Source organism: Streptomyces sp. NPDC002773 (assembly GCF_040295605.1).
GTDB lineage: Bacteria > Actinomycetota > Actinomycetes > Streptomycetales > Streptomycetaceae > Streptomyces.
The window spans coordinates 76612-97980 of the sequence record NZ_JBEOVO010000028.1 but is presented as its reverse complement, the minus strand read 5'-3'; the positions used below and the strand labels follow the sequence as shown (position 1 = coordinate 97980).

The following is a 21369-nucleotide window of genomic DNA, read 5'->3' as shown; positions in this document are numbered from 1 at the left end:
GTACACGGCCACGCTGCCGATACCCGCGTCCCGGCACGCCCGGGCCACACGGACAGCGATTTCGCCACGGTTGGCGATGAGCACCTTGCGCACGATGGCTCCCTCCTTGAAACAAGCTGAGTTTAGGGACTGCCGACACGGCCTTTCGACCCGTCCCCAGTGGTGAGCTTGCCCACACGGAGCGTGACCCCGGGCCTGCTCGGGTCGTGAATTCCCTTGTCGCACCACGGTACGCAGGGTTCCTTTACGGCACAGTAGCTCCGAGGTGTGGCGCAGGTCTCTGTTCGCACGGCCAGTCGCCATTCGGGTTTCTTTGTGGGGTCCCTACGAACGGGTCGGTGATTCTTTGCCGGGCCGTCCGCCGCCGCCCGGCGTGGCCACGCTCTTGTCCAGAGGTTTACCGGCCAGTAGCCTTCGCGCTGTCGATCGTACTGTCGGTAACAGCCGAATGCAGGGGGTGGCCGAGGTGGCCCGCAGACCGATAGCTCTGGTGACAGCGGCGGTGCTGCTCCTCGAAGCGCCCGGGATCGTCGCCGTCAACGCCGTGATGGCCCGCTTCGTGAAGGCCCAGTCGATGTCCCTCGACGGCATGGACCCCGACGCGATGTACACCGGCACCTGGGCGCTCGGCATCGGGTCCGGGATCGCCCTCGTCCTCTGCTCCCTCGCCGCCCTCCTCGCGGGCATCCGCGACCGCCGCCCCGGACGCGCCGCCCGCGGCCTGCTCATCGGCTGCGCGGTCGTCCACGGGATCCTCGCCGCGGTGGCGGTGGGGCTCCTCGGGTGGCCGGCGTTCACCTTCCTGGTGGTCGTCCTCGGCCTGATCGTGCTCACCCTCGTGGCGTACGGCGAGGGGTACGACAGGGCCGCCGAGGCCCCCGAAGAGGCCCCGGCGGCCGCGTAGGTCACGCGACCTCAGGCCCAGAGGTCGGTGATCTGCACGTCCAGCTTCGCGAGGAGCCTGCGCAGCAGCGGCAGCGACAGGCCGATCACATTGCCCGGGTCCCCGTCGATGCCGTCGATGAACGGCGCCGAGCGCCCGTCCAGGGTGAACGCGCCCGCCACGTGCAGCGGTTCACCGCTCGCCACGTACGCGGCGATCTCCTCGTCCGTCGGCTCGCCGAAGCGGACCACGGTGGAGGCGGTCGCCGACTCGAAGCGCTTGGCGGTCGTGTCGTACACGCAGTGACCCGTCTGGAGGATGCCGACGCGCCCGCGCATCGCCTTCCAGCGGGCGGTGGCCTCCTCGGCGTCGGCCGGCTTGCCGAGAGCCTGCTTGTCGAGTTCGAGGACCGAGTCGCAGCCGATGACCAGCGCGCCGAACGCCTCGGGGCGCGCCGCCACATGGGCCGCCTTGGCCTCCGCGAGGGTGAGCGCGAGCTCCGCCGGAGTCGGGGCGTGCACCTTGTCCTCGTCGACCCCGCTCACGATCACCTCGGGGGCGAGACCGGCCTGACGGAGCAGCCCGAGACGGGCGGGGGAGGCGGAGGCGAGCACGACACGGCGCGGTTCAGCAGTCATGGGGGCCAGCGTAGCCAGTGGCCGCGCCAGGGGCGGGCGCTAGCGCGCGCTGACCGCGAACATGGCCACCACCATCGCGAGCGCCAGCAGCACGCCCGCGCGGCGGAGCATCGCCTGCATGTCGCGCATGAACTTCGGCGGCTGATTCTTCGGGTCCGACCACAGCATGCCTCCGATCCTGCGGCCGGGACCGGTGGGGCGCCTGAGTACGGATACTCAGGCGCCCCCGTACCGAAGGACTATTCGCGGAGGAACACCCCGTCCCGCGCCGCCGCGAGCGCCGCCGCGACCGCCCGTTCCACCACGGCCGCGGTGAGTTCCTCGCGGGTGACGGTGAAGCGGTAGTAGAGCGGCGCGGAGACGGCGCGGAGCAGTTCGACCGGGTCGGTCCCCGCCGGGATCTCGCCGCGCGCCTCGCCCCTGGCGACGACGGGGGCCCATTCGGCGAGCCGGGTCCGGTAGAAGTCGGCGAGCGCGCGGGCGCACTCCTCGTCGCAGGCGCCCGCGGCGATGACCGCGCGGAAGACGGCGCCCATCCGGGGGTCGGTGAGGGTGTCCCGTACGAGTTCGGCGTTGGCCCGCAGGTCGCCCGCGAGGCCCCCGGTGTCGGAGGCGGGCAGGGACTGCTCGGCCATGTCGTGCAGGAGGTCGGTGACCAGGCCGACGGGGGTGCCCCAGCGGCGGTACACGGTGGTCTTGCCGACGCCGGCGCCCGCGGCGATCCGGTCCATGTTGAGGGCGTGGAAGCCGCTTTCGGCGAGGGCGTCCTGAGTGGCGTCGAGGACGGCCCTGCGGACCTTCGCGGTACGGCCGCCGGGGCGCAGGGTGCCGGGCGAGGCCGGCTGGCTCTCAGTCAAACGGGTCTCCTGTTCCATTAACGCCATCGACTCTGCTACGGTACGGGACATCTTAACGGAACTAGTGTCCCATTAAGGGGTCGTACGCATGGTTGCCCTGGATCACCCCAAGCCCGTAGATCAGCCCAAGTCCGAGGAGCACGCGGACGGCACCCGTATGACCGGCCGGATGCGGCTCGTCCTCGTCGTCCTCCTCCTCGCCCAGTTCATGCTGGCCGTCGACTTCTCGATCCTGAACGTCGCCCTGCCCGTCATCGGCGAGGGACTCGGCTTCACCCTCGGCGGCCTCCAGTGGATCGCCACCGCCTTCGCCCTCGCCGCCGCCGGATTCACCCTGCTCTTCGGGCGCGTCGCCGACCTCGTCGGACGCCGCCGCCTCTTCCTCGGCGGCATGGCCCTCCTCGGCGTCTCCTCCCTCGTCGGCGGCCTCGCCACCACCCCCGAGGTCCTGATGGCCGCCCGCGTCGCCCAGGGCCTCGCCACCGCCGCCGTCACCCCGGCCGGCCTCTCCCTCCTCACCTCCTCCTTCCCCGAGGGCCCCCTGCGCGCCCGCGCGCTCGGCCTCAACGGCGCCCTGATGTCCGCCGGGTTCACCACCGGCGCGATCCTCGGCGGCGTCCTCACCGACCTGCTCTCCTGGCGCTGGGCCTTCCTCGTCAACGTGCCCGTGGTCCTCGCCGTCCTCCTGGTCGCCCCCGTCGTCCTCAAGGAGAGCCGCCCCGCCGTCCGGCCCCGCCTCGACGTCCCCGGCGCGATCACCGTCACCGCCGGACTCCTCGCCCTCGTCTACGGACTGACCACCGAACCGTGGGCCCTCGTCGTCGGCGTCGCCCTGCTCGTCGCCTTCTGGTTCGTGGAGCGCAGGTCCGCCTCGCCCCTCGTGCCCGTACGGATCCTCACGCGCCGCACCGTCGTCTGGGGCAACCTCGCCGGCCTCGTCGCCTTCGTGACCGAGACCTCGCTGGTCTTCCTGATGACGCTCTACCTCCAGGACGTCCTGGGCTTCTCCCCGCTCGCCGCCGGACTCTCCTTCGGCGTCCTCGGCGCCGGCACGGTCATCGGCGGAGTGTTCGCCTCCCGCTTCATCGGCCGCTACGGCGCCCGCACCGCGCTCGTCGCCGGCGGGCTCCTCCAGGCCGTCGCGACCCTCGCCCTCTACGGCCTCGGCGACGACCGGGGCAGCCTCTGGCTGCTGCTCGCCGCGACCTTCGCCGGCGGCGTCGGCAACATGCTCGCCATCGTCGGCTTCATGGTGACCGCCACCTCCGGCATCCCCGACCACGAGCAGGGCACGGCGACCGGCCTCGCGACCATGACCCAGCAGATCGGCATCACCATGGGCACCCCGATCATGAGCGCGGTCGTCGTCACCACGCCCGTCCTGCTCGACGGCATCGGCCTCGCGGTCCTCGTCAACGCCGCGATCGTCGCCGCAGGAGCCGTCCTGGTCGGCCTCTTCCTGCGCCGTACGTGACCGGACGCGACCGGACGTGACCGCACGAGACCGGACTGGAAACGGCCGTACGAGAAGGGCCGGACCCCCCGCACACGGCGTCCGGCCCTTCCTCACGCGATGACCAGGCGGCTACCAGGCGGCGGCCAGGCGACTACACCGGCCAGTACGACCGCGCCCACGCCCGGGGCCCCGGCCGGTGCCGTACCGCCCTCGCGATACGGGACGGGTCCGACCACCCCTCCGGCACCACCGGGCCGCCGCCCCCGGCGGACGCCGCCGCCGTGGCCGCGGCCCGGGCCTGAACCACCGCCAGTGCGGCGGCCAACTCCTCCGGGGTCGGGTTTCCCCGTACGACCTTGATCACAACGACTCCTTCGAGGTCCGGGAGGGATTTACAGCGGGATGTTGCCGTGCTTCTTCGGAGGCAGGGATTCCCGCTTCGTCCGCAGCTGACGCAGCCCCTTCACGATCTGCGGGCGCGTGTCCGACGGCATGACCACACCGTCGATGTACCCGCGCTCGGCCGCCGTGTACGGATTGAGCAGGGTGTCCTCGTACTCCTGGATCAACCGCGCCCGCTCCGCCTCTGCCTTGTCTGCGTCCCCTGCCTCCGCGATCGTGCGCCGGTGCAGGATGTTCACCGCGCCCTGCGCGCCCATGACCGCGATCTGCGCCGTCGGCCACGCCAGGTTCAGGTCCGCGCCCAGGTGCTTGGAGCCCATGACGTCGTACGCGCCGCCGAAGGCCTTCCGCGTGATGACCGTGATCAGCGGGACCGTGGCCTCCGCGTACGCGTAGATCAGCTTCGCGCCGCGCCGGATGATGCCGCCGTACTCCTGGTCCACGCCCGGCAGGAAGCCCGGCACGTCCACGAAGGTCAGGACCGGGATGTTGAAGGCGTCGCAGGTACGGACGAACCGCGCGGCCTTCTCGCTCGCGTCGATGTCCAGGCAGCCCGCGAACTGCATCGGCTGGTTCGCGACCACGCCCACCGGGAAGCCCTCGACCCGGCCGAAGCCGGTCAGGATGTTCGGCGCGAACAGCGACTGCGTCTCCAGGAACTCGCCGTCGTCGAGGACGTGCTCGATGACCCGGTGCATGTCGTACGGCTGGTTCGCCGAGTCCGGGATCAGCGTGTCGAGCTCGCGGTCCTCGTCCGTGACCTCGGTGTCCGCGACCTCGGGGAAGGTCGGCGGCTCGGAGAGGTTGTTCGACGGAAGGTAGGACAGGAGCGACTTCACGTACTCGATGGCGTCCTTCTCGTCACCCGCCATGTGGTGCGCCACGCCCGAGGTCGCGTTGTGCGTCCGGGCGCCGCCCAGCTCCTCGAAGCCCACGTCCTCGCCCGTCACCGTCTTGATGACGTCGGGACCCGTGATGAACATGTGCGAGGTCTGGTCCACCATCACCGTGAAGTCGGTGATCGCGGGCGAGTACACCGCGCCGCCCGCGCACGGGCCGACGACCAGGGAGATCTGCGGGATCACCCCGGACGCGTGGGTGTTGCGGCGGAAGATCTCGCCGTACATGCCGAGCGCGCTCACACCCTCCTGGATGCGGGCGCCGCCCGAGTCGTTGATGCCGATGACCGGGCAGCCCGTCTTCAGGGCGAAGTCCATCACCTTGATGATCTTCTGGCCGTACGTCTCGCCCAGCGCGCCGCCGAAGACCGTGAAGTCCTGCGAGAAGACGGCCACCGGGCGCCCGTCGACCGTGCCGTACCCGGTGACGACACCGTCTCCGTACGGGCGGTTCTTCTCCAGGCCGAAGTTGCTCGACCGGTGCCGGGCCAGTTCGTCCAACTCGACGAACGACCCCTCGTCGAGCAGCAGCGCGATCCGTTCCCGCGCGGTCAGCTTGCCCTTCGCGTGCTGCTTCTCCACCGCACGCTCCGAGCCGGCATGGGTGGCCTCGCCGATACGGCGCTTGAGGTCCGCGATCTTGCCTGCGGTCGTGTGAATGTCGATCTCGTACTGCTCTGCCGGCTCGGACATCGGGATGCGGCTCCCTGCCTGGTCACGGGGGGTTCGTTGACTACGAATGGGCTACTGCTCAGCTACTGAGCCGTAGCGTATCGACGCCGATACGGTTCGGCACTGCGGTCTTTGCCACACCTACTCTGGCTTGCATGACGTCCTCTCAAGGCTCCGGCGGGCCCTGGTCCGACCTCGACCGGCCCCCGCTGAACCCCGCCGCCCTGCGCCGCGCCCTCGTTCTCCCCGACGGCCCGTGGACCTCGCTCGACGTGGTCCCGACCACCGGATCGACCAACAGCGACCTCGCCGCCCGCGCCGACACGCTGCCCGAGGGCGCGATCCTCGTCGCCGAGGAGCAGACCTCGGGCCGGGGCCGCCTCGACCGCAGCTGGATCGCGCCCGCCCGCTCCGGCCTCTTCGTCTCCGTCCTCCTCAAGCCGGACGTGCCCGTCCACCGCTGGGGCTGGCTCCCGCTGCTCACCGGAGTGGCCGCCGCGACCGGCCTCGCGAAGGCCGCCGGAGTCGACATGTCGCTCAAATGGCCCAACGACCTGCTTGTTTCCGTCGGCGGCGAGGAACGCAAGACCGGCGGCATCCTCGCCGAGCGGGCCGGCGAGGACGCCGTCGTCATCGGCCTCGGCCTCAACGTCACCCTCCGCGAGGACGAACTGCCCGTCCCCGGCGCCGGCTCCCTCCTCCTCGCCGACGCGGTCTCCACCGACCGCGACACCCTCCTGCGGGCCGTCCTGCGCTCCTTCGCCCAGTGGTACGGCGACTGGGTACGGGCAGACGGCGACCCCGAGGCCTCAGGCCTCCAGGCGGCGTACGCGGCCGGCTGCGCGACCCTCGGCCGCCGGGTCAGGGCCGACCTGCCCGGCGAGCGCATGCTGGAAGGCGAAGCGGTGGCCCTGGACGGCGACGGCCGCCTGGTCGTGGCCACGGAGGGCGGCGGCACGGAAGCGGTGGGAGCGGGCGACATCGTCCACCTGCGGTCCTAGGGCCTGTCCGGGATCCGCCCGCCACCCCCGGCGGTCGGCGCCAACGCGTGAGCTATTCCACACCTGCCGTATCGTGGACCGCGATCCAGGCGACAGATCGGCAGGGCAAGTGGGCAGGGAACGGGCAGGAGGCGGCCGGTGACCGTCGACGACGAGAACGAGGGCGGCGCGCCCGAGCCTCCCACGTACCCCACCCCCCACCACGAGGTCGACCACACGGCAGAGCCGACGGACGACCCGCTCGCCATCCGCCTCGAACAGCTCATCCTCGGCGCCGACCGCCGCTACACCCCGTTCCAGGCCGCCCGCACCGCGGGCGTCTCCATGGAACTCGCCTCCCGTTTCTGGCGTGCCATGGGCTTCGCCGACATCGGCCAGGCCAAGGCGCTCACCGAGGCCGACGTCCTCGCGCTGCGGCGGCTCGCCGGTCTCGTCGAGGCCGGGCTGCTCAGCGAGCCGATGGCGGTGCAGGTCGCCCGTTCCACCGGTCAGACCACCGCCCGGCTCGCCGAGTGGCAGATCGACTCGTTCCTGGAGGGCCTCACCGAGCCGCCGGAACCCGGGATGACCCGTACGGAGGTCACGTACCCCCTGGTCGAGCTGCTCCTGCCCGAGCTGGAGGAGTTCCTGATCTACGTCTGGCGGCGGCAGCTCGCCGCCGCCACCGGCCGCGTCGTGCAGGCCGCAGACGACGAGGAGATGGTCGACCGGCGGCTCGCCGTCGGCTTCGCGGACCTCGTCGGCTTCACCCGGCTCACCCGCCGCCTGGAGGAGGAGGAGCTCGGCGAGCTGGTCGAGGCCTTCGAGACGACCTGCGCCGACCTCGTCGCCGCGCACGGCGGCCGGCTCATCAAGACCCTCGGCGACGAGGTGCTGTACGCCGCCGACGACGCCGGCACGGCCGCCGAGATCGCGCTGCGGCTCATCGAGACCCTCAGCCATGACGAGACCATGCCCGCGCTGCGCGTCGGCATCGCCTTCGGCACGGTCACGACCCGGATGGGCGATGTCTTCGGCACCACCGTGAACCTCGCCAGCCGCCTCACCTCGATAGCCCCGAAGGACGCCGTCCTCGTCGACGGCGCCCTCGCGGAGGAGCTGTCCAGGACGGGCGAGGCGCCCGTGTCGGAGACGGAGGCGGCGGAGCAGGCGGCCCGCGCCGAGAAGGAGGGCCGCAAGCCCGCCACGTACCGCTTCGCGCTCCAGCCGATGTGGCAGCGCCCGGTCCGAGGCCTCGGCGTCGTCGAACCCTGGCTCCTGACCCGCCGCCCGACTTAGGATCACTCCCGTGAACGCCGGTTAACAGCCGTTAACGGGCGGGTCCCGGTCGGGAGGGTGTGCGGTCATGTCCGAGCAGCGCTTCGGTGAGTTCGTGGTGGTCCGGAGGGGCGGGGGTGACGGCCATGTCGCCGAGCTGGTCCTCGACCGGCCCAAGGCGATGAACGCCGTCTCCTCCGAGATGGCCCGCTCCCTCGCCGCCGCCTGCGACGCGCTCGCCGCCGACCCCTCCGTCCGCGTCACCGTCCTCACCTCCTCGAACGACCGCGCCTTCTGCGTCGGCGCCGACCTCAAGGAGCGCAACTCCTTCACCGACGCCGAGCTGGTACGCCAGCGGCCGACCGCCCGCGCCGCCTACACCGGCGTCCTGGAGCTCCCGATGCCGACCGTCGCCGCCGTGCACGGGTACGCCCTCGGCGGCGGCTTCGAGCTGGCGCTCGCCTGCGACGTGATCGTGGCCGACGCGACCGCCGTGGTCGGCCTCCCCGAGGTCTCCGTGGGCGTCATCCCCGGCGGCGGCGGTACGCAGCTGCTGCCGCGCCGGGTGGGCGCGGCGCGCGCCGCCGAGCTGGTCTTCACGGCCCGTCGGGTGGAGGCGGCGGAGGCCCGCGAGCTGGGCCTGGTCGACCTCCTGGAGGAGGACGCGCGGACGGCGGCACTGGACCTCGCGGGGCGGATCGCGGCGAACTCGCCGGTCGGCCTGCGCGCGGCGAAGAAGGCGATGCGGCTCGGTCAGGGCCTCGACCTGCGGGCGGGCCTGGAGGTGGAGGACGCGGCCTGGCGCTCGGTGGCGTTCTCGGGGGACAGGGCGGAGGGCGTGGCGGCCTTCAACGAGAAGCGGAAGCCGAACTGGCCGGGCGAGTAATCCCTCCCGTTCTGTACTAAATGTCACGGACGGTGACGTCTCGAAAGGGAAATCGGGTCAAACCTCCCTAAGCTGGAGGAATGGGTGAGGACGGGCGGCTTCGGGCCGTAGTGGCGCTGGCGCAGGGGATGGCGGCGGCGCACACTCCACGCGAGTTCTGGCGGGCGGCGGCGCTCGGGTCCTGCGAGGGGCTCGACGGGAGCTTCGCCGCCCTGTCGGTCTGGCAGCGGGACCACGGCCGCCTCAAGGTCCTGGTGAACGCGGGGGAGCGGGCCGAGGGCGAGGAGGAGTTCCCGGACTCGGAGACGTATCCGGTGCACCAGTTCCCCGAGATCACCGAGTTCCTGCACGCGCGGTGGGCGGGCGGCGGCGAGCCGGACGCCTGGGTGGAGACCGCAGGCGACCCGGTGCGGACGGGCCGGGTGGCGGGGCTGCGGCGGCGGGGGCGCGGCTGCTGCGTGGTGGCGCCGATCGTGCTGCACGGGCGGGCGTGGGGCGAGCTGTACGTGGCCCGCCCCCCGCAGGAGAAACCTTTCACCCGGGCGGACGCCGACTTCGCGACCGTGCTCTCGTCGGTCGTCGCGGCGGGCATCGCCCAGGCCGAGCGCCTGGAGGAGGTCCGCAAACTGGCCTTCACCGACCCCCTGACCGGTCTCGCCAACCGGCGGGCCGTCGACACCCGTCTGGACGAGGCCATCGAGCGCTACCGGGCGGACGGCTCCGTCGTCAGCCTCATGGTCTGCGACCTCAACGGCCTCAAGCGCGTCAACGACACCCACGGCCACGCGGTGGGGGACCGGCTCCTCGAACGCTTCGGCTCCGTCCTCTCCCGCTGCGGCGCCCAACTGCCCGGCGCGCTCGCGGCCCGCCTGGGCGGCGACGAGTTCTGCCTCCTGACGGTCGGCCCGACGGCGGACGAGGTGGTCGCGGTCGCCGAGGAACTGTGCGTACGGGCGGCGGAACTGGAGCTGGGGGAGGGCGTGGCCTGCGGGGTGGCGTCCACCGGCGACCCCATCGGCCCCCTCAAGTCGGCCCGCCGCCTCTTCCGGCTCGCCGACGCGGCCCAGTACAAGGCCAAGGCGGCCCGCTCGACGAAACCAGTGGTGGCGGGCCGCGACGGCACAGTGATCCGCCTCGCGGACGCCCCACCGGGCGGTAGAGACCGCCGCCGCTTCAGGGACGCCCCACCGGTGGAACCCCCACGCGAGCACCCGCCGCAACTTCCTTGAGGGCGGGGGCGGGGGGTCTTGGGAGCCGCGACGGGCGTACGTGGCGTGATCCCCAACTAGCCGCTTACTGGGCGCTTACTGGATGCTCCAGCGCGGCGGGTGCGCGGGATCTCCGGGGCAGGCGAAGACGTTCAGCTCGCCGTGGTTGCCGACGACGACCCCGGTGGGTACGGAGGCCGGGCGGGGGCGGGAGCCCTGTTCCTCCAGCGGGGTCCAGCTACCGCTGCCGCCGTCCCACTCGGACGTGTCGACGGTGAGCAGCAGACGCATCGGGGTCGCGCAGGTCAGGCAGTCCATCGGGTACGGGTCGGTCAGGTGCCAGGACGCGTATCCGCCGGCCCGCCAGCCGGGCGGGATCGACAGGTCGTACTGGTAGGCCACGGGGTCGGCCTCGTCCTCCCGCTCCTCCGCCTCCTCCTCCAGCGCTTCCTCCCAGGCGTAGATCCGCGCGCACAGGTCCTCGGGCAGCAGCCCGGCGAAGGGGTACGTGACCACCTGCTCCGGATGCAGCGCGCAGGGATCGGGGACGTAACCCTCGTAGCCGACGACCTCCGGCTGCGGCGGCGACGCCAGGACGTCGACGACCTCCGCCGCCCTGCGCCAGCGCAGGTGGAGCAGCATGCTGTAGCCGGTGGGGCGGTGGGCGTCGAAGGGACACCAGAAGACCTGGAGCAGGTCGGCACCGTCCGGGCCGGCCGGGAGATCCGGGACATCGCGCGCGTACAGCTGCGCGACGCCGATCATGGGCAGCGGATCGCTCTCGCTCGCCCCAGGCACGTGGTGCTCGCGCTCCAACTCCTCGACGAGCCGCCGCTCCTCTTCCGTCAGCCCTTGGTACGGGTCCCGTGCCTCCGCGACGGCCATGACCTCGCGCTTGCGGCGGATATCCGCCGGACGCCGCCCGCGCCCCCGGCCGTGGACCTCGGTACACACCGGCCACGGCTCGTCCGCCGGCCACAGCATCGGCCCACCGACGGAACTCTCGGACAGGCCGGGCCGCCCCGGCCTCGGGTGCAGCCGCGTGGTCGTACCCCGGTGGGCGGCCAGCTCCGGAAAGAGCTCTTCGACGTCGAGCGGACGGGTCGGCGTGGTCCTCTTCATGGAGGCGACCTTAGTGTCGGGGCCCTCATCCAGCCTGGTCGGGGCGCGTGTTGGCCGACTCGGGAACGGGGGTGGGACCGGCGACGGGGTGGTGATGCCCCGTACGGCCCCGCGCGGGGTAAGGCACCCCCGTTCCGCCGGGCTCGCCGTCCAGCACTGGTCGACCGCCGCCTCCCAGCGGGCAGGGGACGGGGGGCGGGGCGGGGGCGGCCTCGGGCTCCGAGTCGGGGTGGGCGGGGTGAACTTCCTTTGGCGGCGTGCTCATGCGGACTTACTTCCTTACGTGCCCCTGGCTGTTCTTGAGGGTGAAGTGAAGCGACGAACGTTCCTGACCGATGTCGCCGGGGCCGCGATAGCTCCGGTGGCGGCCTCCGACCTCCTGTCCGCCGGCTTTGCCGCCCGGCTGTCGGGCGGCCCCTCGGTGGACGATTGGGAGGGCAGGCTCGCCACGTACGGCCCCGACTACATGTCGATGGGCGCGGCCGATATCCAACGGCTCGCGTGTCGGGCGAACTCATTGTGGTTCAGCAGCAATTGGATCAGCCCCGCCTGTGGTCGGTGGCGTCGAGGCTGATGACGCTGTACGCGAAGACCTTCCCGGGGGCGGGCGGGTCCAAGGCGGTGCACTGGTACCGGATGGCCGCACGGGCGGCGGACGAGTCCGGCGATTCCCACGCGCGCGTGTGGGTGCCGGGGCGCGCCGCCATCGCCCTCGGGTACGAGGGGCTTCCTTGGGCGTGGCCGACGTGCTCGCCGACCAGGCGATGGAGATCGGCGACCGGCCTTCCCTCGGCCTGCTGAACGCCGTGTACGGCAAGGCTCATGCCGCCGCCCTCCGGGGCGACCACGCGTCGGCGCGCGCGCTGGGCACACTGGGGCGGAAGATCTTCGACGACGCGGGCTCGTACGAGCAGACCTCCGACTACGCAGTGCCATGGTGGCGGCTGAACGTCTTCCGGTCCCTGCTGCTTGCCCGGCTCGGCGACGAGAAGGGGGCGGTCGAGGCGCAGGATTCCGCCCGCACCGAGCTACCCGCGGAGCTGCCGCGCTTCGCCACGCACCTGGAGCTGCACCGGGCCCTGATGCTGACGCGATCGGGGGATCGTGCAGGGGGCGTGACGTACGCGGCGCGGGCCATGGCCGCCCTGCCGCCGGAGAAGCACAGCCTGACGCTCAGGATGCTGGTGGGGGAGATCAAGGCGTAGGCGCGCGCCCGCCGTTTGAGGCCGCATCTGACAGGGGTGGGGGTCTCTGAGGCTCTGGGGGAGGGGGGTTTCCGGCGGGCTTCTGGTGCGGCCGCCCTCTTTCCGAGTGTGGCGGCCTCCACCACCGCGTCAAGAGCGCTCCTGCGTCGCGTCGGCTGCGCCGATTCCGCTTCGCTCCACCCTTGACCCGGCGGCGGAGGCCGCCTTTTCACACTCGGAGGGCGGCCGGGGGCCCGGGCCTACGCGGACGGGAGGTGGATGGCTGTGCGCCGTGGGCGTCTGTCGGGTGGGTGGGTTGGGGAAGGCCGGGCATCGCTCCGGTCGGTTCTTGCCGTGGGGTGGGGTGGGTGGGGGCTTGGTTTGTGGCGGGGGCGGTGGGTGCAGTTCGGTCGGTTGGGGTGCGCGGTAGTTGAACGGGGCGGCCGGGCTGTGCTTAGCGAGTCTCGGTCGTCGGTTGGCGGGACTTCAGGCCCCGCTGGTCATTCCCGGTGGGGGGAGAGGGACCAAAGGGGCAGCGCACGTAGATAACTCCGTCCTACTCAAGGCAATCAGCCCAGGGGAGTTCCCAGCAGACGTGAATCCCCGAGTTTGTGCAGGAAATCCACCCTCAGACAGACCATCAGGCGCTGAGGACCAGCGCTTAAAGCCGCTGGCAGTGCCGTCCGGAGCGGATGTGTGGGTAGGTACAGTCGTACGGCAGGGGGCCGGAGCCACTGGCATTGGCTCCGGCCCCCTGCGTTCGGGGGACGGTGTCGGATCAGCTGGCGCCCTTCACCTGTCTGCTCGGGGCTCCAACGGCTGGGACATCGTCAGCACGATGGTCCTTCTCGCGGGTCACATCTCCATGTAGTCGGCCTTGTCGTTCCAGTTCCCGCCGCCCGGGTAGCTGGCCTTGGTGAAGTCGTAGCAGCCGAGGTTGCCCAGGGCCATGTACGGGTCGAGCTGGGCCGTGCGGGCGTCGTACACGAGCGCGCCCTGCATGTCGCGGTTGACGCAGCCGGAACTGGCCTGATCCCGGAAGCTCCAGTCTGAGAGCTGCTTGGTGCCCTTAGCGGACCACTGCAGTCGACGCCCGCTGAAGTTGGAGTGCTCCCACAGGCACACCCACCCGTAGGTGCAGTCACTGGCCGCGGTGGGGCCGAGCTGCCCGGTCTCCTTCGCCGCTACGCCAGCGCTCTTGCGGCCTTTCTCGGCGGCCGGGGCGAGAGCGGCGAGTGCCCGGTCCGCCTGCGCGACCGTGTCGTAACAGAAGACCTCGCCGCTCGGCACCTCGGAACAGGCCTGGGCGCCCTGCCAGCCCTGGGACAGGTCTATCTTCTTGCCCTTGTAGGTGGCGATGACCGGTTTGCTCTTGGCGAGCTCCTGCTGCAGCTGGGTCTCCTTGTCCTGCGTGGCGAATCCGAACTCGGGCGTCGCGGAGGGCTCCGGTGCCGCGGTTGCGGTCGCGGTGCCTGCCGTCAGGGCGCACAGGGCGGTGACGACCGGGACAAGAGTGCGTGCAAGGCGCATGCTGTTTCTCCTGTGATGATTGTGCGAGTGGTTCACAGGCATCCCACAGCAAAGCCCGGGCAAAGAAGGCGTCCATGATCGACGCTGGCGCATTCTCGACCGTAATCGTCCTAATGTTCGACCCTGTACGCCTAGTGATCGGCATGAAGCTCTGCGTGCGAGTTTTTTTATGGCGTTTGTCCGGCTTCGGTGGCGATTCCGCTGCTGACGAGGGCGACGGAGGTGACGACGGCGCCGGCCTTGCCCCAGGCGTTGTCCTTCAGGAGAACCGTGCGCTCGCCCAGGAGCCGGTTCGTACTCGCATCGAAGATCCACTCCTTGCGTTCGCCATCGTGTACTCGGGCGACGGCAACCCCGCGACGCCCGGCAGCATCCACGGCGTCGGGGGCGATGTCGACCCCGGGGATGAGGGCGGCGGCACGGTAGAGCGCAGCAGTGGTCGCGGGGGGAGTTACTCCGTTGCGCAGCAGATCGCCGATCGTGACGAAGGCCTCCTGGTCCGGGCCCGTCGTGGAGTCCGAACCGGCGCCGTGGTTCTTCTCCGCGTCCTCACGGATCTGCTTCAACAGGGCGTGGGGGTCGGTCGGCAAGGCGGCCAGGAAGTTGTACGTCGGCGAGTTCAGGTTGGCCGGGCCCTCCTTCGGCAGCAGCTTGTTCTTGCCGGCCTTGCGCTGCAGAGTCGGCTCGCTGCCGTCCACCGACGTCCACTGCTCCATGCCCTCGTCCTCGCGCAGGAGCTCCATCTGCCCGGCCTTGTTCTCGGACAGTACCGACGTGTAGCCGACCGTCTTGACGTACACGTACTGCCCGTCAAGCACCTTCGTCTGCGACGTCGCGTTGGCAGCCAGCGCGGCCCTCTCCAGCACCTGGACCGATGCCGCCGAGGCCGGCGGTACGTTCGGGGCGCCGGTGGTTCCCGATCCGAGGCTGAGAACCACGACGGCAGCGCCGGCGGCCACCGCTGCGCCCAGCACCAGCGCCATGCGGCGCTTCGGCCGCAGGACGGGGCGGGCCGAACGGGCGTGCGTTTGCCGGTCGATCTCGCTCAGGAGATGCCGGCGGCGGGCTTCCGTTCGTCCGGGTGCCGGATCCGGGTGGGGGGTCGGCGGCAGGACACGCCTCGCCTGCTCCCGCTCTGCCTGTTCCCGCTGCTCCGCGTTCATCGTGTACCCCTCCTGTGGGAAGCGCGGGCTGCTGCCACCCCGCTATCCGGTATGTGTCCGCTGCCGCTCTGCGGTTCCACAGCGGGCGGATCTGCTGCCAGCTCCTCGTCAACGAGCCGGCGCAGCTTCTCTCTCGCGCGTGAAAGCCGGGAGCGCACCGTGCCCACCGGGATTCCCAGGGCCTCGGCCGCCGCGGCGTATCCCAGATCGGACCAGACCACCAGCGCGAAGACCTCGCGCTCGGTCCGCTTCAGGCGTTGCAAGGCGCGGGCAGCGGCGGCCAGCCGCTGGGCATCGACCATCTGCCCGACCACCTCGTCCGAGAAGTCGGGCAACGGTTCGGGAAGGGACAGGCGGGACATTGCCTCACGGTGCCGGCGGGCCGACCGGGAGGTGTTGCGCATGACATTGGTCGCGATGCCCAAGAGCCATGCCCGGACGCTCCTGACCTCGCCGCGCAGCTTGTCGCGTAACCGCCAGGCCTCCAGAAAAGTGAGGGACATGACGTCCTCGGCGAGGGCCCGGTCGCCCGTCGTGCGAACGGCATGGGCGTAGACGACGCGCGCATGCTCGTCAAAGATCTCAGCGAACGCCGCCCGGTCACCGGACCGGACCCGTTCATTCAAGGGAAGCTCCACAGCAAGAAGTGTCCGCACAGCTCTTCCGGTTCCATTTCTCCTCCATCAGAGCAGAGCAGAGAGGGCGGAACAGTAGCCAGAGGGGCAATCGCGAGCCGTGCGAGCTGGTGTGCGCCCTCCTGCGGTGCTGGTTCTGTGCCCCGTCTTCACAGCGGCTACCTGGCTTCCGCAACGGTGCGCCGCCCTCGTAACCCTCGCCGTGCAGACGCACCCTTCGCAAAAGCGTCTTTAGACGTCATCTTGTCTGGTGAGTCTGTGTGACGATTTATCGGCCAACAGGGAGTCACGAGCAGGGGCGAAGAGCGATGGAGTACGTCAATCTCGATGCGCAGGTCGGCGACCTGTCAGGGGTCTTGAGCCCATCTTGCTACCTGGAGCATCTGCCCTCGATCTCTGGTGATCTGCCGCCGGGGGCCCGGACCTTCGCCACTGACACGGACCACTACGACTTCCGCAGCAAGCGATGCGTGAAGGATCTGACGCTTCGGGCCGTCAGGGGGGCCGGCGATGAGGAGATGGAGGTCGAGTTCCAGCACAACTGCTGGAAGCATGACCGAGACCTGGTCATCCGCTACACAGGCGTGTCCAGCTTCATCACCGATCCCGCCGACAGGGAGCAAGACACGGACCTCGGGGCTGTGCTTCTCGACGAGATCCTGCCGCACAGAGACGGTTGCAGCCATGAGATCGCCTGCTGGGACGGCGCCCTCACGATTGTCTGCCGTGACCTCCAGGCGACCTGGACCGAGGCCGACTGCTCAGGCGAGTCGTAGGCGCGGCAGGTCGTGGGATCGTGGAGCGGCTGGTGCCGCCTGGCCCTCGACGAGCGCGGCTCCCGGGGCGAGCTGGGCCCGAACACCGTTCATGAATCCGGCCAGGACCTCGGGCCTTACATACGAGGCGTGCACCTTTTGTTCGACCCGTCGAGTTTCACACCGAGACCCTCCACGGCAGGGGTCGCAGGGTGGCCTACCCGCTGACCACCGCGATCCCTACCGTCAGCCTCATGCGAATCCGAACCATGGCCAGTGCGGTGGTCCTCGCGGCAGCATGCTCGCTGACCACTGCCTCACCGGCTCCCGCTTCCCCCGCGACGGAGCAGGCCGCTCCTTTGCAGACGTTCCAGAACGTGTACACCGGCCTCTGCCTTGACGACAGTCAGGAGGCGGGGCTGCGTACGCTCCGATGTCATGGCGATGCCTGGCAGAAGTGGGAGGTCCACCGCGTCGACAACGCATACGCGGTGCTGCAGAACGTCGTTACAGCCGACTGCCTGGTGGACGAAGGAGGGTGGGCCGGCAGCCTGAAGACGGCACCGTGCGACCGCCAGTCGCGTCACCAGCAGTGGCTTGCCGTGGGGGTGGGGCCGAACCTCGTCCTGGGGAACCGGGCCACAGGGCAGTGCCTGGACGACAGCGAGCAGGGTGTACGCACCTTCACCTGCAACAACTCGAGCTACCAGTTGTGGCACTGACCACACCAACGTCGTGAGTAGCACCCGACATCGTCGTCTGAGTGGGTGGTGGGGGTGATCGGGGGATTTCGGCGACCCCGCCCCCGGGACCCCAGGCCCACCCCGCGCGGCCGAGCCATCACCGCACCCGGCCGCAACCGACACGGTAAGGGTCCGTCCCCCGTCCGGACAGTGACCAAATCACCTAGTGACATGACGGTCTTCAATCCGTAGGGTGCTGAATATGGATATGCAGACAGTCGTCCTCGGCACGTCCGGCACGACCCCGCAGGACGTCATCGACGTCGCCCGCCACGGCGCCCGCGTCGAGCTGTCGACCGAGGCCGTGCAGGCGCTGGCCGCCGCGCGGAGCGTCATCGACGCGCTCGCCGCCAAGCCCGAGCCCGTCTACGGGGTCTCCACCGGCTTCGGCGCGCTCGCCACCCGGCACATCAGCCAGGAGCTCCGCGCCCAGCTCCAGCGCAACATCGTCCGCTCGCACGCCGCCGGCATGGGCCCCCGCGTCGAGCGCGAGGTCGTGCGCGCCCTGATGTTCCTGCGTCTGAAGACCCTCGCGTCCGGCCACACCGGCGTCCGCCCCGAGGTCGCGCAGACCATGGCCGACGTCCTCAACGCCGGCATCACCCCGGTCGTGCACGAGTACGGCTCCCTCGGCTGCTCCGGCGACCTCGCCCCGCTCTCCCACTGCGCCCTCGCCCTGATGGGGGAAGGGGACGCCGAGGGGCCCGACGGTGAGCTGCGGCCCGCCGGTGAGCTGCTCGCCGCGCACGGCATCGCGCCCGTCGAGCTCAAGGAGAAGGAGGGCCTCGCCCTCCTCAACGGCACCGACGGCATGCTCGGCATGTTGATCATGGCCCTCGCCGACCTCGACACCCTCTACAAGTCGGCCGACATCACCGCCGCGCTCTCCCTCGAAGCCCTCCTCGGCACCGAGAAGATCCTCGAACCCGAGCTGCACGCCATCCGCCCCCACCCCGGTCAGGCCGCCTCGGCCGCCAACATGCTGGCCGTCCTCAAGGGCTCGGAACTCACCGGCCACGCCCAGGCCGGCGAGGCCCCCCGCGTCCAGGACGCCTACTCGGTGCGCTGCGCCCCGCAGGTCGCCGGCGCCGGCCGCGACACCATGGCCCACGCCCGGCTCGTCGCCGAGCGCGAGCTCGCCGCCGCCGTCGACAACCCCGTCGTCCTGGCCGACGGCCGCGTCGCCTCCAACGGCAACTTCCACGGCGCCCCCGTCGCGTACGTCCTCGACTTCCTCGCGATCGCCGCCGCCGACCTCGGCTCCATCGCCGAGCGCCGCACCGACCGGCTCCTCGACAAGAACCGCTCGCACGGCCTGCCGCCGTTCCTCGCCGAGGACGCCGGTGTCGACTCGGGCCTGATGATCGCCCAGTACACCCAGGCCGCCCTCGTCAGCGAGATGAAGCGGCTCGCCGTCCCGGCCTCCGCCGACTCCATCCCGTCCTCCGCCATGCAGGAGGACCACGTCTCCATGGGCTGGTCCGCCGCGCGCAAGCTGCGTACCGCGATCGGCAACCTCAACCGGATCATCGCCGTCGAGCTGTACGCCGCCACCCGCGGCGTCGAGCTCCGCGAGGGCCTGACCCCCGCCCCCGCCTCCCGGGCCGCCATCGCCGCCCTGCGCGCGGCCGGCGTCGAGGGCCCCGGCCCCGACCGGTTCCTCGCCCCCGACCTGGCCGCCGCCGACACCTTCGTACGGGAAGGGAAGCTGGTCGCGGCGGTGGAGCCGTTCACCGGCCCTCTGGCCTGACGTCCGTCCCCGCACGGGTCCCGGAACAGACCGGAACAGCAGTCCCGGAACAGACCGGAACAGCAGTCCCGGAACAGCGGGGCCCGTGCGTTCAGGACGCCCGGCCCCGCTGTCTCATCGCGAGCGCCACGAAACCCGCGCCGACCCCCAGGAAACCCGTCCCGCCAAGCAGGTACGGCACGGTGTCCAGGCCGCCGGTCTCCGCGAGACGGCCGCCGCCCTGCGCGGGCTCGTCCAGGGTCACTCCGACCCGTACCCCGCCCGGCTCGTCGGTGGCGTTCGCGGACGGTACGAACCACAGGGCGCACAGCAGCGTCCCCGCGGCTGTCGCGGTCAGCAGTGGGCGTCGGGCGGCGGACACGGAAATTTCGATCCCCCTTGCGGAAACCGTGAATTGGTCGGTGCGCCGATGCTAATGAACACAGCGGGTCGCGGGAAAGCCGAGGGCCCGCGGCCCCTACGCTCCGAAGCATGAGCACTTCTGAGACAGCACGCTATGTACGCCTTCGGGTCGATGTGGTTCTGGAGATCGACGGTCCGGCGGAGCTGGCCGAGGCCGCCGAAGGCCGGATCGACGACGACGAGTTCATGCCGGAGGAGGAGCGGGTGCACGCCCGCGCCGCCGCGCGCGAGGACAGCGCCGAGGCCCTCGCCTACCTCGTCGAGCCCTTCGACCTGATCCGGGACGTCCCCGGCATCGAGATGGTCCAGGCCTCCTGGAGCAGCGAGGAGGTCGAGTACGACCCCGATGCGCTGGAGTGGGACCTCGGCGAGGAGGATGGGGCCGAGGAAGACGACGAGGAAGAGCGCCCGTAGGGACGGCGAACCGCCCTGTTCGGAGGCCTCGGGACATCGTCCCGGGGCCTTTCGCGTGGGCCGGGAACCGGACGCACCACCCGTGCGTGTCGATCAGTGGCGTTCCCCACATACCGTCCGGTTCCGGAACCGGACGGGGTGTCATGGGTATTCAGGTAAGTGTTGGCAGGGAATCGGCGACGATGGAGAAGCGTGTGATGAAGGACGGCAAGCGCCGCCGCAGGGGCCTGGCCGCCGCGGCCGCCGTGCTCGGTGGTGTGCTGGTGCTCTCGGCGTGCAACGACGGAGACAAGGGTGCCGGCGCCGCCGGTTCCCCCACGCCACAGTCACAGGCCCAGGTCGACGAGGCGGCGGAGGCGGCCAAGACGTCCAAGGCGCAGATCACCATCGCGCCCAAGAGCGGCACGCAGAACGCGTCCATCAACAACGACGCCAAGGTCACCGTCACCGACGGCAAGCTCACCGAGGTCTCCATGACCTCCGCCGAGGGCACGAAGGTCAAGGGCGAGATAGCGGCCGACGGCCTCAGCTGGAAGCCGAGCGAGCAGCTGGACCGCGCCACGGTCTACAAGATCGCGGCCACGGCCACGGACGCGGAGGGCCTGGAGGCGCACGAGAACTCCTCGTTCACCACCGTCTCCAAGGCCAACAGCTTCATCGGCAGCTTCACGCCCGAGGACGGCTCCACCGTCGGCGTCGGCATGCCGGTCTCGATCAACTTCAACAAGGCGATCACCGACAAGAAGGCCGTCCAGAGCGGCATCACCGTCACCTCCAGCACCGGCCAGGAGGTCGTCGGGCACTGGTTCAACGCCCAGCGCCTCGACTTCCGCCCCGACGACTACTGGACCGAGGGCTCGACCGTCACCCTCAAGCTCGACCTGGACGGCGTCGAGGGCGCCGACGGTGTCTTCGGCGTCCAGCAGAAGACCGTCACCTTCAAGATCGGCCGCAATCAGGTCTCGACCGTCGACGTCGCCACCAAGACCATGACGGTCACCCAGGACGGCAAGACGATCAAGACGATCCCGATCTCCGCCGGCTCCCCGGAGAACCCCACCTACAACGGTGAGATGGTGATCTCCGAGAAGTTCAAGGAGACCCGGATGAACGGCGCCACCGTCGGCTTCACGGACGACGACGGCAAGGGCGAGTACGACATCAAGGACGTGCCGCACGCCATGCGCCTGTCCACCTCGGGCACGTTCATCCACGGCAACTACTGGGGCCCGGACTCGATCTTCGGCTCCGCCAACACCAGCCACGGCTGCGTCGGCCTCAACGACGTCAAGGGAGCGGGCGACCCGAAGCAGCAGGCCGCCTGGCTCTACGACCACTCGATGGTCGGTGACGTCGTGATCGTCAAGAACTCCAAGGACAAGACGATCGCCCCCAGCAACGGCCTCAACGGCTGGAACATGAGCTGGGCGGACTGGAAGGCCGGCTCGGCCGTCTGATCCCGGACGCGGACGCCGTACGTACCGCTGAGGCCCCCTCCCGCACCGGGAGGGG

The 21369-nt window shown here is 70.7% G+C and carries 22 protein-coding genes and 1 pseudogene; 12 read left to right on the top strand and 11 right to left on the bottom strand.

What is annotated here, in order from left to right:
* Nucleotides 1-93, bottom strand: a 93-nt coding sequence (locus tag ABT034_RS27565; protein ID WP_351219746.1) for a biotin carboxylase N-terminal domain-containing protein, incomplete at its 3' end; no start/stop codon positions are given.
* Between the two features lie 355 nt (nucleotides 94-448).
* Between ABT034_RS27565 and ABT034_RS27560 the strand changes: the two genes are divergently transcribed.
* A complete protein-coding gene (locus ABT034_RS27560; protein ID WP_351219736.1) occupies nucleotides 449-904 on the top strand; it encodes a hypothetical protein in 456 nt (151 codons plus the stop codon).
* Nucleotides 905-915: 11 nt separating this feature from the next.
* Here ABT034_RS27560 and ABT034_RS27555 read toward each other — a convergent pair whose 3' ends face one another.
* The 3 genes from ABT034_RS27555 to ABT034_RS27545 form a co-directional block, all read right to left on the bottom strand.
* Complete coding sequence (locus ABT034_RS27555) at nucleotides 916-1521, bottom strand: nucleoside triphosphate pyrophosphatase (protein WP_351219735.1); 606 nt, start codon at nucleotides 1519-1521, stop codon at nucleotides 916-918.
* Between the two features lie 39 nt (nucleotides 1522-1560).
* Complete coding sequence (mmpB, locus tag ABT034_RS27550) at nucleotides 1561-1689, bottom strand: morphogenic membrane protein MmpB (RefSeq protein ID WP_261993113.1); 129 nt, start codon at nucleotides 1687-1689, stop codon at nucleotides 1561-1563.
* Between the two features lie 71 nt (nucleotides 1690-1760).
* A complete protein-coding gene (locus ABT034_RS27545) occupies nucleotides 1761-2429 on the bottom strand; it encodes a TetR/AcrR family transcriptional regulator (protein ID WP_502973070.1) in 669 nt (222 codons plus the stop codon).
* 37 nt (nucleotides 2430-2466) lie between these two features.
* Between ABT034_RS27545 and ABT034_RS27540 the strand changes: the two genes are divergently transcribed.
* A complete protein-coding gene (locus ABT034_RS27540; RefSeq protein WP_502973069.1) occupies nucleotides 2467-3852 on the top strand; it encodes an MFS transporter in 1386 nt (461 codons plus the stop codon).
* 133 nt (nucleotides 3853-3985) lie between these two features.
* Here the strand turns inward: ABT034_RS27540 and ABT034_RS27535 are convergent, their stop codons facing one another.
* Both ABT034_RS27535 and ABT034_RS27530 read right to left on the bottom strand, forming a co-directional pair.
* The gene (locus ABT034_RS27535) at nucleotides 3986-4198 is read right to left on the bottom strand and encodes an acyl-CoA carboxylase epsilon subunit (RefSeq protein ID WP_351219733.1); all 213 of its coding nucleotides are present in this window, start codon (nucleotides 4196-4198) and stop codon (nucleotides 3986-3988) included.
* A gap of 28 nt (nucleotides 4199-4226) precedes the next feature.
* The gene (locus tag ABT034_RS27530) at nucleotides 4227-5828 is read right to left on the bottom strand and encodes an acyl-CoA carboxylase subunit beta (RefSeq protein WP_351219732.1); all 1602 of its coding nucleotides are present in this window, start codon (nucleotides 5826-5828) and stop codon (nucleotides 4227-4229) included.
* Between the two features lie 134 nt (nucleotides 5829-5962).
* Between ABT034_RS27530 and ABT034_RS27525 the strand changes: the two genes are divergently transcribed.
* The 4 genes from ABT034_RS27525 (at nucleotide 5963) to ABT034_RS27510 (ending at nucleotide 10180) form a co-directional block, all read left to right on the top strand.
* Complete coding sequence (locus ABT034_RS27525) at nucleotides 5963-6808, top strand: biotin--[acetyl-CoA-carboxylase] ligase (protein ID WP_351219731.1); 846 nt, start codon at nucleotides 5963-5965, stop codon at nucleotides 6806-6808.
* Between the two features lie 138 nt (nucleotides 6809-6946).
* A complete protein-coding gene (locus ABT034_RS27520; protein WP_351219730.1) occupies nucleotides 6947-8086 on the top strand; it encodes an adenylate/guanylate cyclase domain-containing protein in 1140 nt (379 codons plus the stop codon).
* Between the two features lie 67 nt (nucleotides 8087-8153).
* Nucleotides 8154-8951, top strand: a complete 798-nt coding sequence (locus tag ABT034_RS27515; RefSeq protein WP_351219729.1) for an enoyl-CoA hydratase/isomerase family protein — start codon at nucleotides 8154-8156, stop codon at nucleotides 8949-8951.
* Nucleotides 8952-9031: 80 nt separating this feature from the next.
* Nucleotides 9032-10180, top strand: coding sequence for a GGDEF domain-containing protein (locus tag ABT034_RS27510; protein WP_351219728.1), 1149 nt, complete (start codon nucleotides 9032-9034; stop codon nucleotides 10178-10180).
* A 75-nt stretch (nucleotides 10181-10255) separates the two neighbouring features.
* Here ABT034_RS27510 and ABT034_RS27505 read toward each other — a convergent pair whose 3' ends face one another.
* Complete coding sequence (locus ABT034_RS27505; RefSeq protein WP_351219727.1) at nucleotides 10256-11281, bottom strand: hypothetical protein; 1026 nt, start codon at nucleotides 11279-11281, stop codon at nucleotides 10256-10258.
* A gap of 229 nt (nucleotides 11282-11510) precedes the next feature.
* On the opposite strand from ABT034_RS27505, the pseudogene ABT034_RS27500 reads away from it, so the two are divergent.
* Nucleotides 11511-12486 (top strand): annotated as a pseudogene (locus ABT034_RS27500) (XRE family transcriptional regulator).
* 834 nt (nucleotides 12487-13320) lie between these two features.
* On the opposite strand, the gene ABT034_RS27495 reads toward ABT034_RS27500, so the two are convergent.
* From ABT034_RS27495 to ABT034_RS27485, 3 genes are all read right to left on the bottom strand, one after another.
* Nucleotides 13321-13995, bottom strand: a complete 675-nt coding sequence (locus ABT034_RS27495; protein WP_351219726.1) for a peptidase inhibitor family I36 protein — start codon at nucleotides 13993-13995, stop codon at nucleotides 13321-13323.
* Nucleotides 13996-14162: 167 nt separating this feature from the next.
* A complete protein-coding gene (locus tag ABT034_RS27490; RefSeq protein WP_351219725.1) occupies nucleotides 14163-15158 on the bottom strand; it encodes a CU044_5270 family protein in 996 nt (331 codons plus the stop codon).
* A complete protein-coding gene (locus ABT034_RS27485; RefSeq protein ID WP_351219724.1) occupies nucleotides 15155-15796 on the bottom strand; it encodes an RNA polymerase sigma factor in 642 nt (213 codons plus the stop codon). The genes ABT034_RS27490 and ABT034_RS27485 overlap by 4 nt, the downstream gene beginning before the upstream one ends.
* 305 nt (nucleotides 15797-16101) lie before the next feature.
* Here ABT034_RS27485 and ABT034_RS27480 point away from each other — a divergent pair, with 305 nt between their 5' ends.
* From ABT034_RS27480 to hutH, 3 genes are all read left to right on the top strand, one after another.
* Complete coding sequence (locus ABT034_RS27480; protein ID WP_351219723.1) at nucleotides 16102-16569, top strand: hypothetical protein; 468 nt, start codon at nucleotides 16102-16104, stop codon at nucleotides 16567-16569.
* A gap of 233 nt (nucleotides 16570-16802) precedes the next feature.
* Nucleotides 16803-17270: an RICIN domain-containing protein gene (locus ABT034_RS27475; protein ID WP_351219722.1), complete on the top strand. Its 468-nt coding sequence runs from the start codon at nucleotides 16803-16805 to the stop codon at nucleotides 17268-17270.
* A gap of 229 nt (nucleotides 17271-17499) precedes the next feature.
* The gene (gene hutH / locus ABT034_RS27470; RefSeq protein ID WP_351219744.1) at nucleotides 17500-19041 is read left to right on the top strand and encodes a histidine ammonia-lyase; all 1542 of its coding nucleotides are present in this window, start codon (nucleotides 17500-17502) and stop codon (nucleotides 19039-19041) included.
* Nucleotides 19042-19132: 91 nt separating this feature from the next.
* On the opposite strand, the gene ABT034_RS27465 is transcribed toward hutH, so the two are convergent.
* The gene (locus tag ABT034_RS27465; RefSeq protein ID WP_351219721.1) at nucleotides 19133-19402 is read right to left on the bottom strand and encodes a hypothetical protein; all 270 of its coding nucleotides are present in this window, start codon (nucleotides 19400-19402) and stop codon (nucleotides 19133-19135) included.
* Nucleotides 19403-19512: 110 nt separating this feature from the next.
* Here ABT034_RS27465 and ABT034_RS27460 point away from each other — a divergent pair, with 110 nt between their 5' ends.
* Nucleotides 19513-19857, top strand: a complete 345-nt coding sequence (locus ABT034_RS27460; protein WP_351219720.1) for a hypothetical protein — start codon at nucleotides 19513-19515, stop codon at nucleotides 19855-19857.
* Between the two features lie 182 nt (nucleotides 19858-20039).
* A complete protein-coding gene (locus tag ABT034_RS27455) occupies nucleotides 20040-21314 on the top strand; it encodes a L,D-transpeptidase (RefSeq protein ID WP_351219719.1) in 1275 nt (424 codons plus the stop codon).
* The last annotated feature ends 55 nt before the right edge of the window (nucleotides 21315-21369 follow it).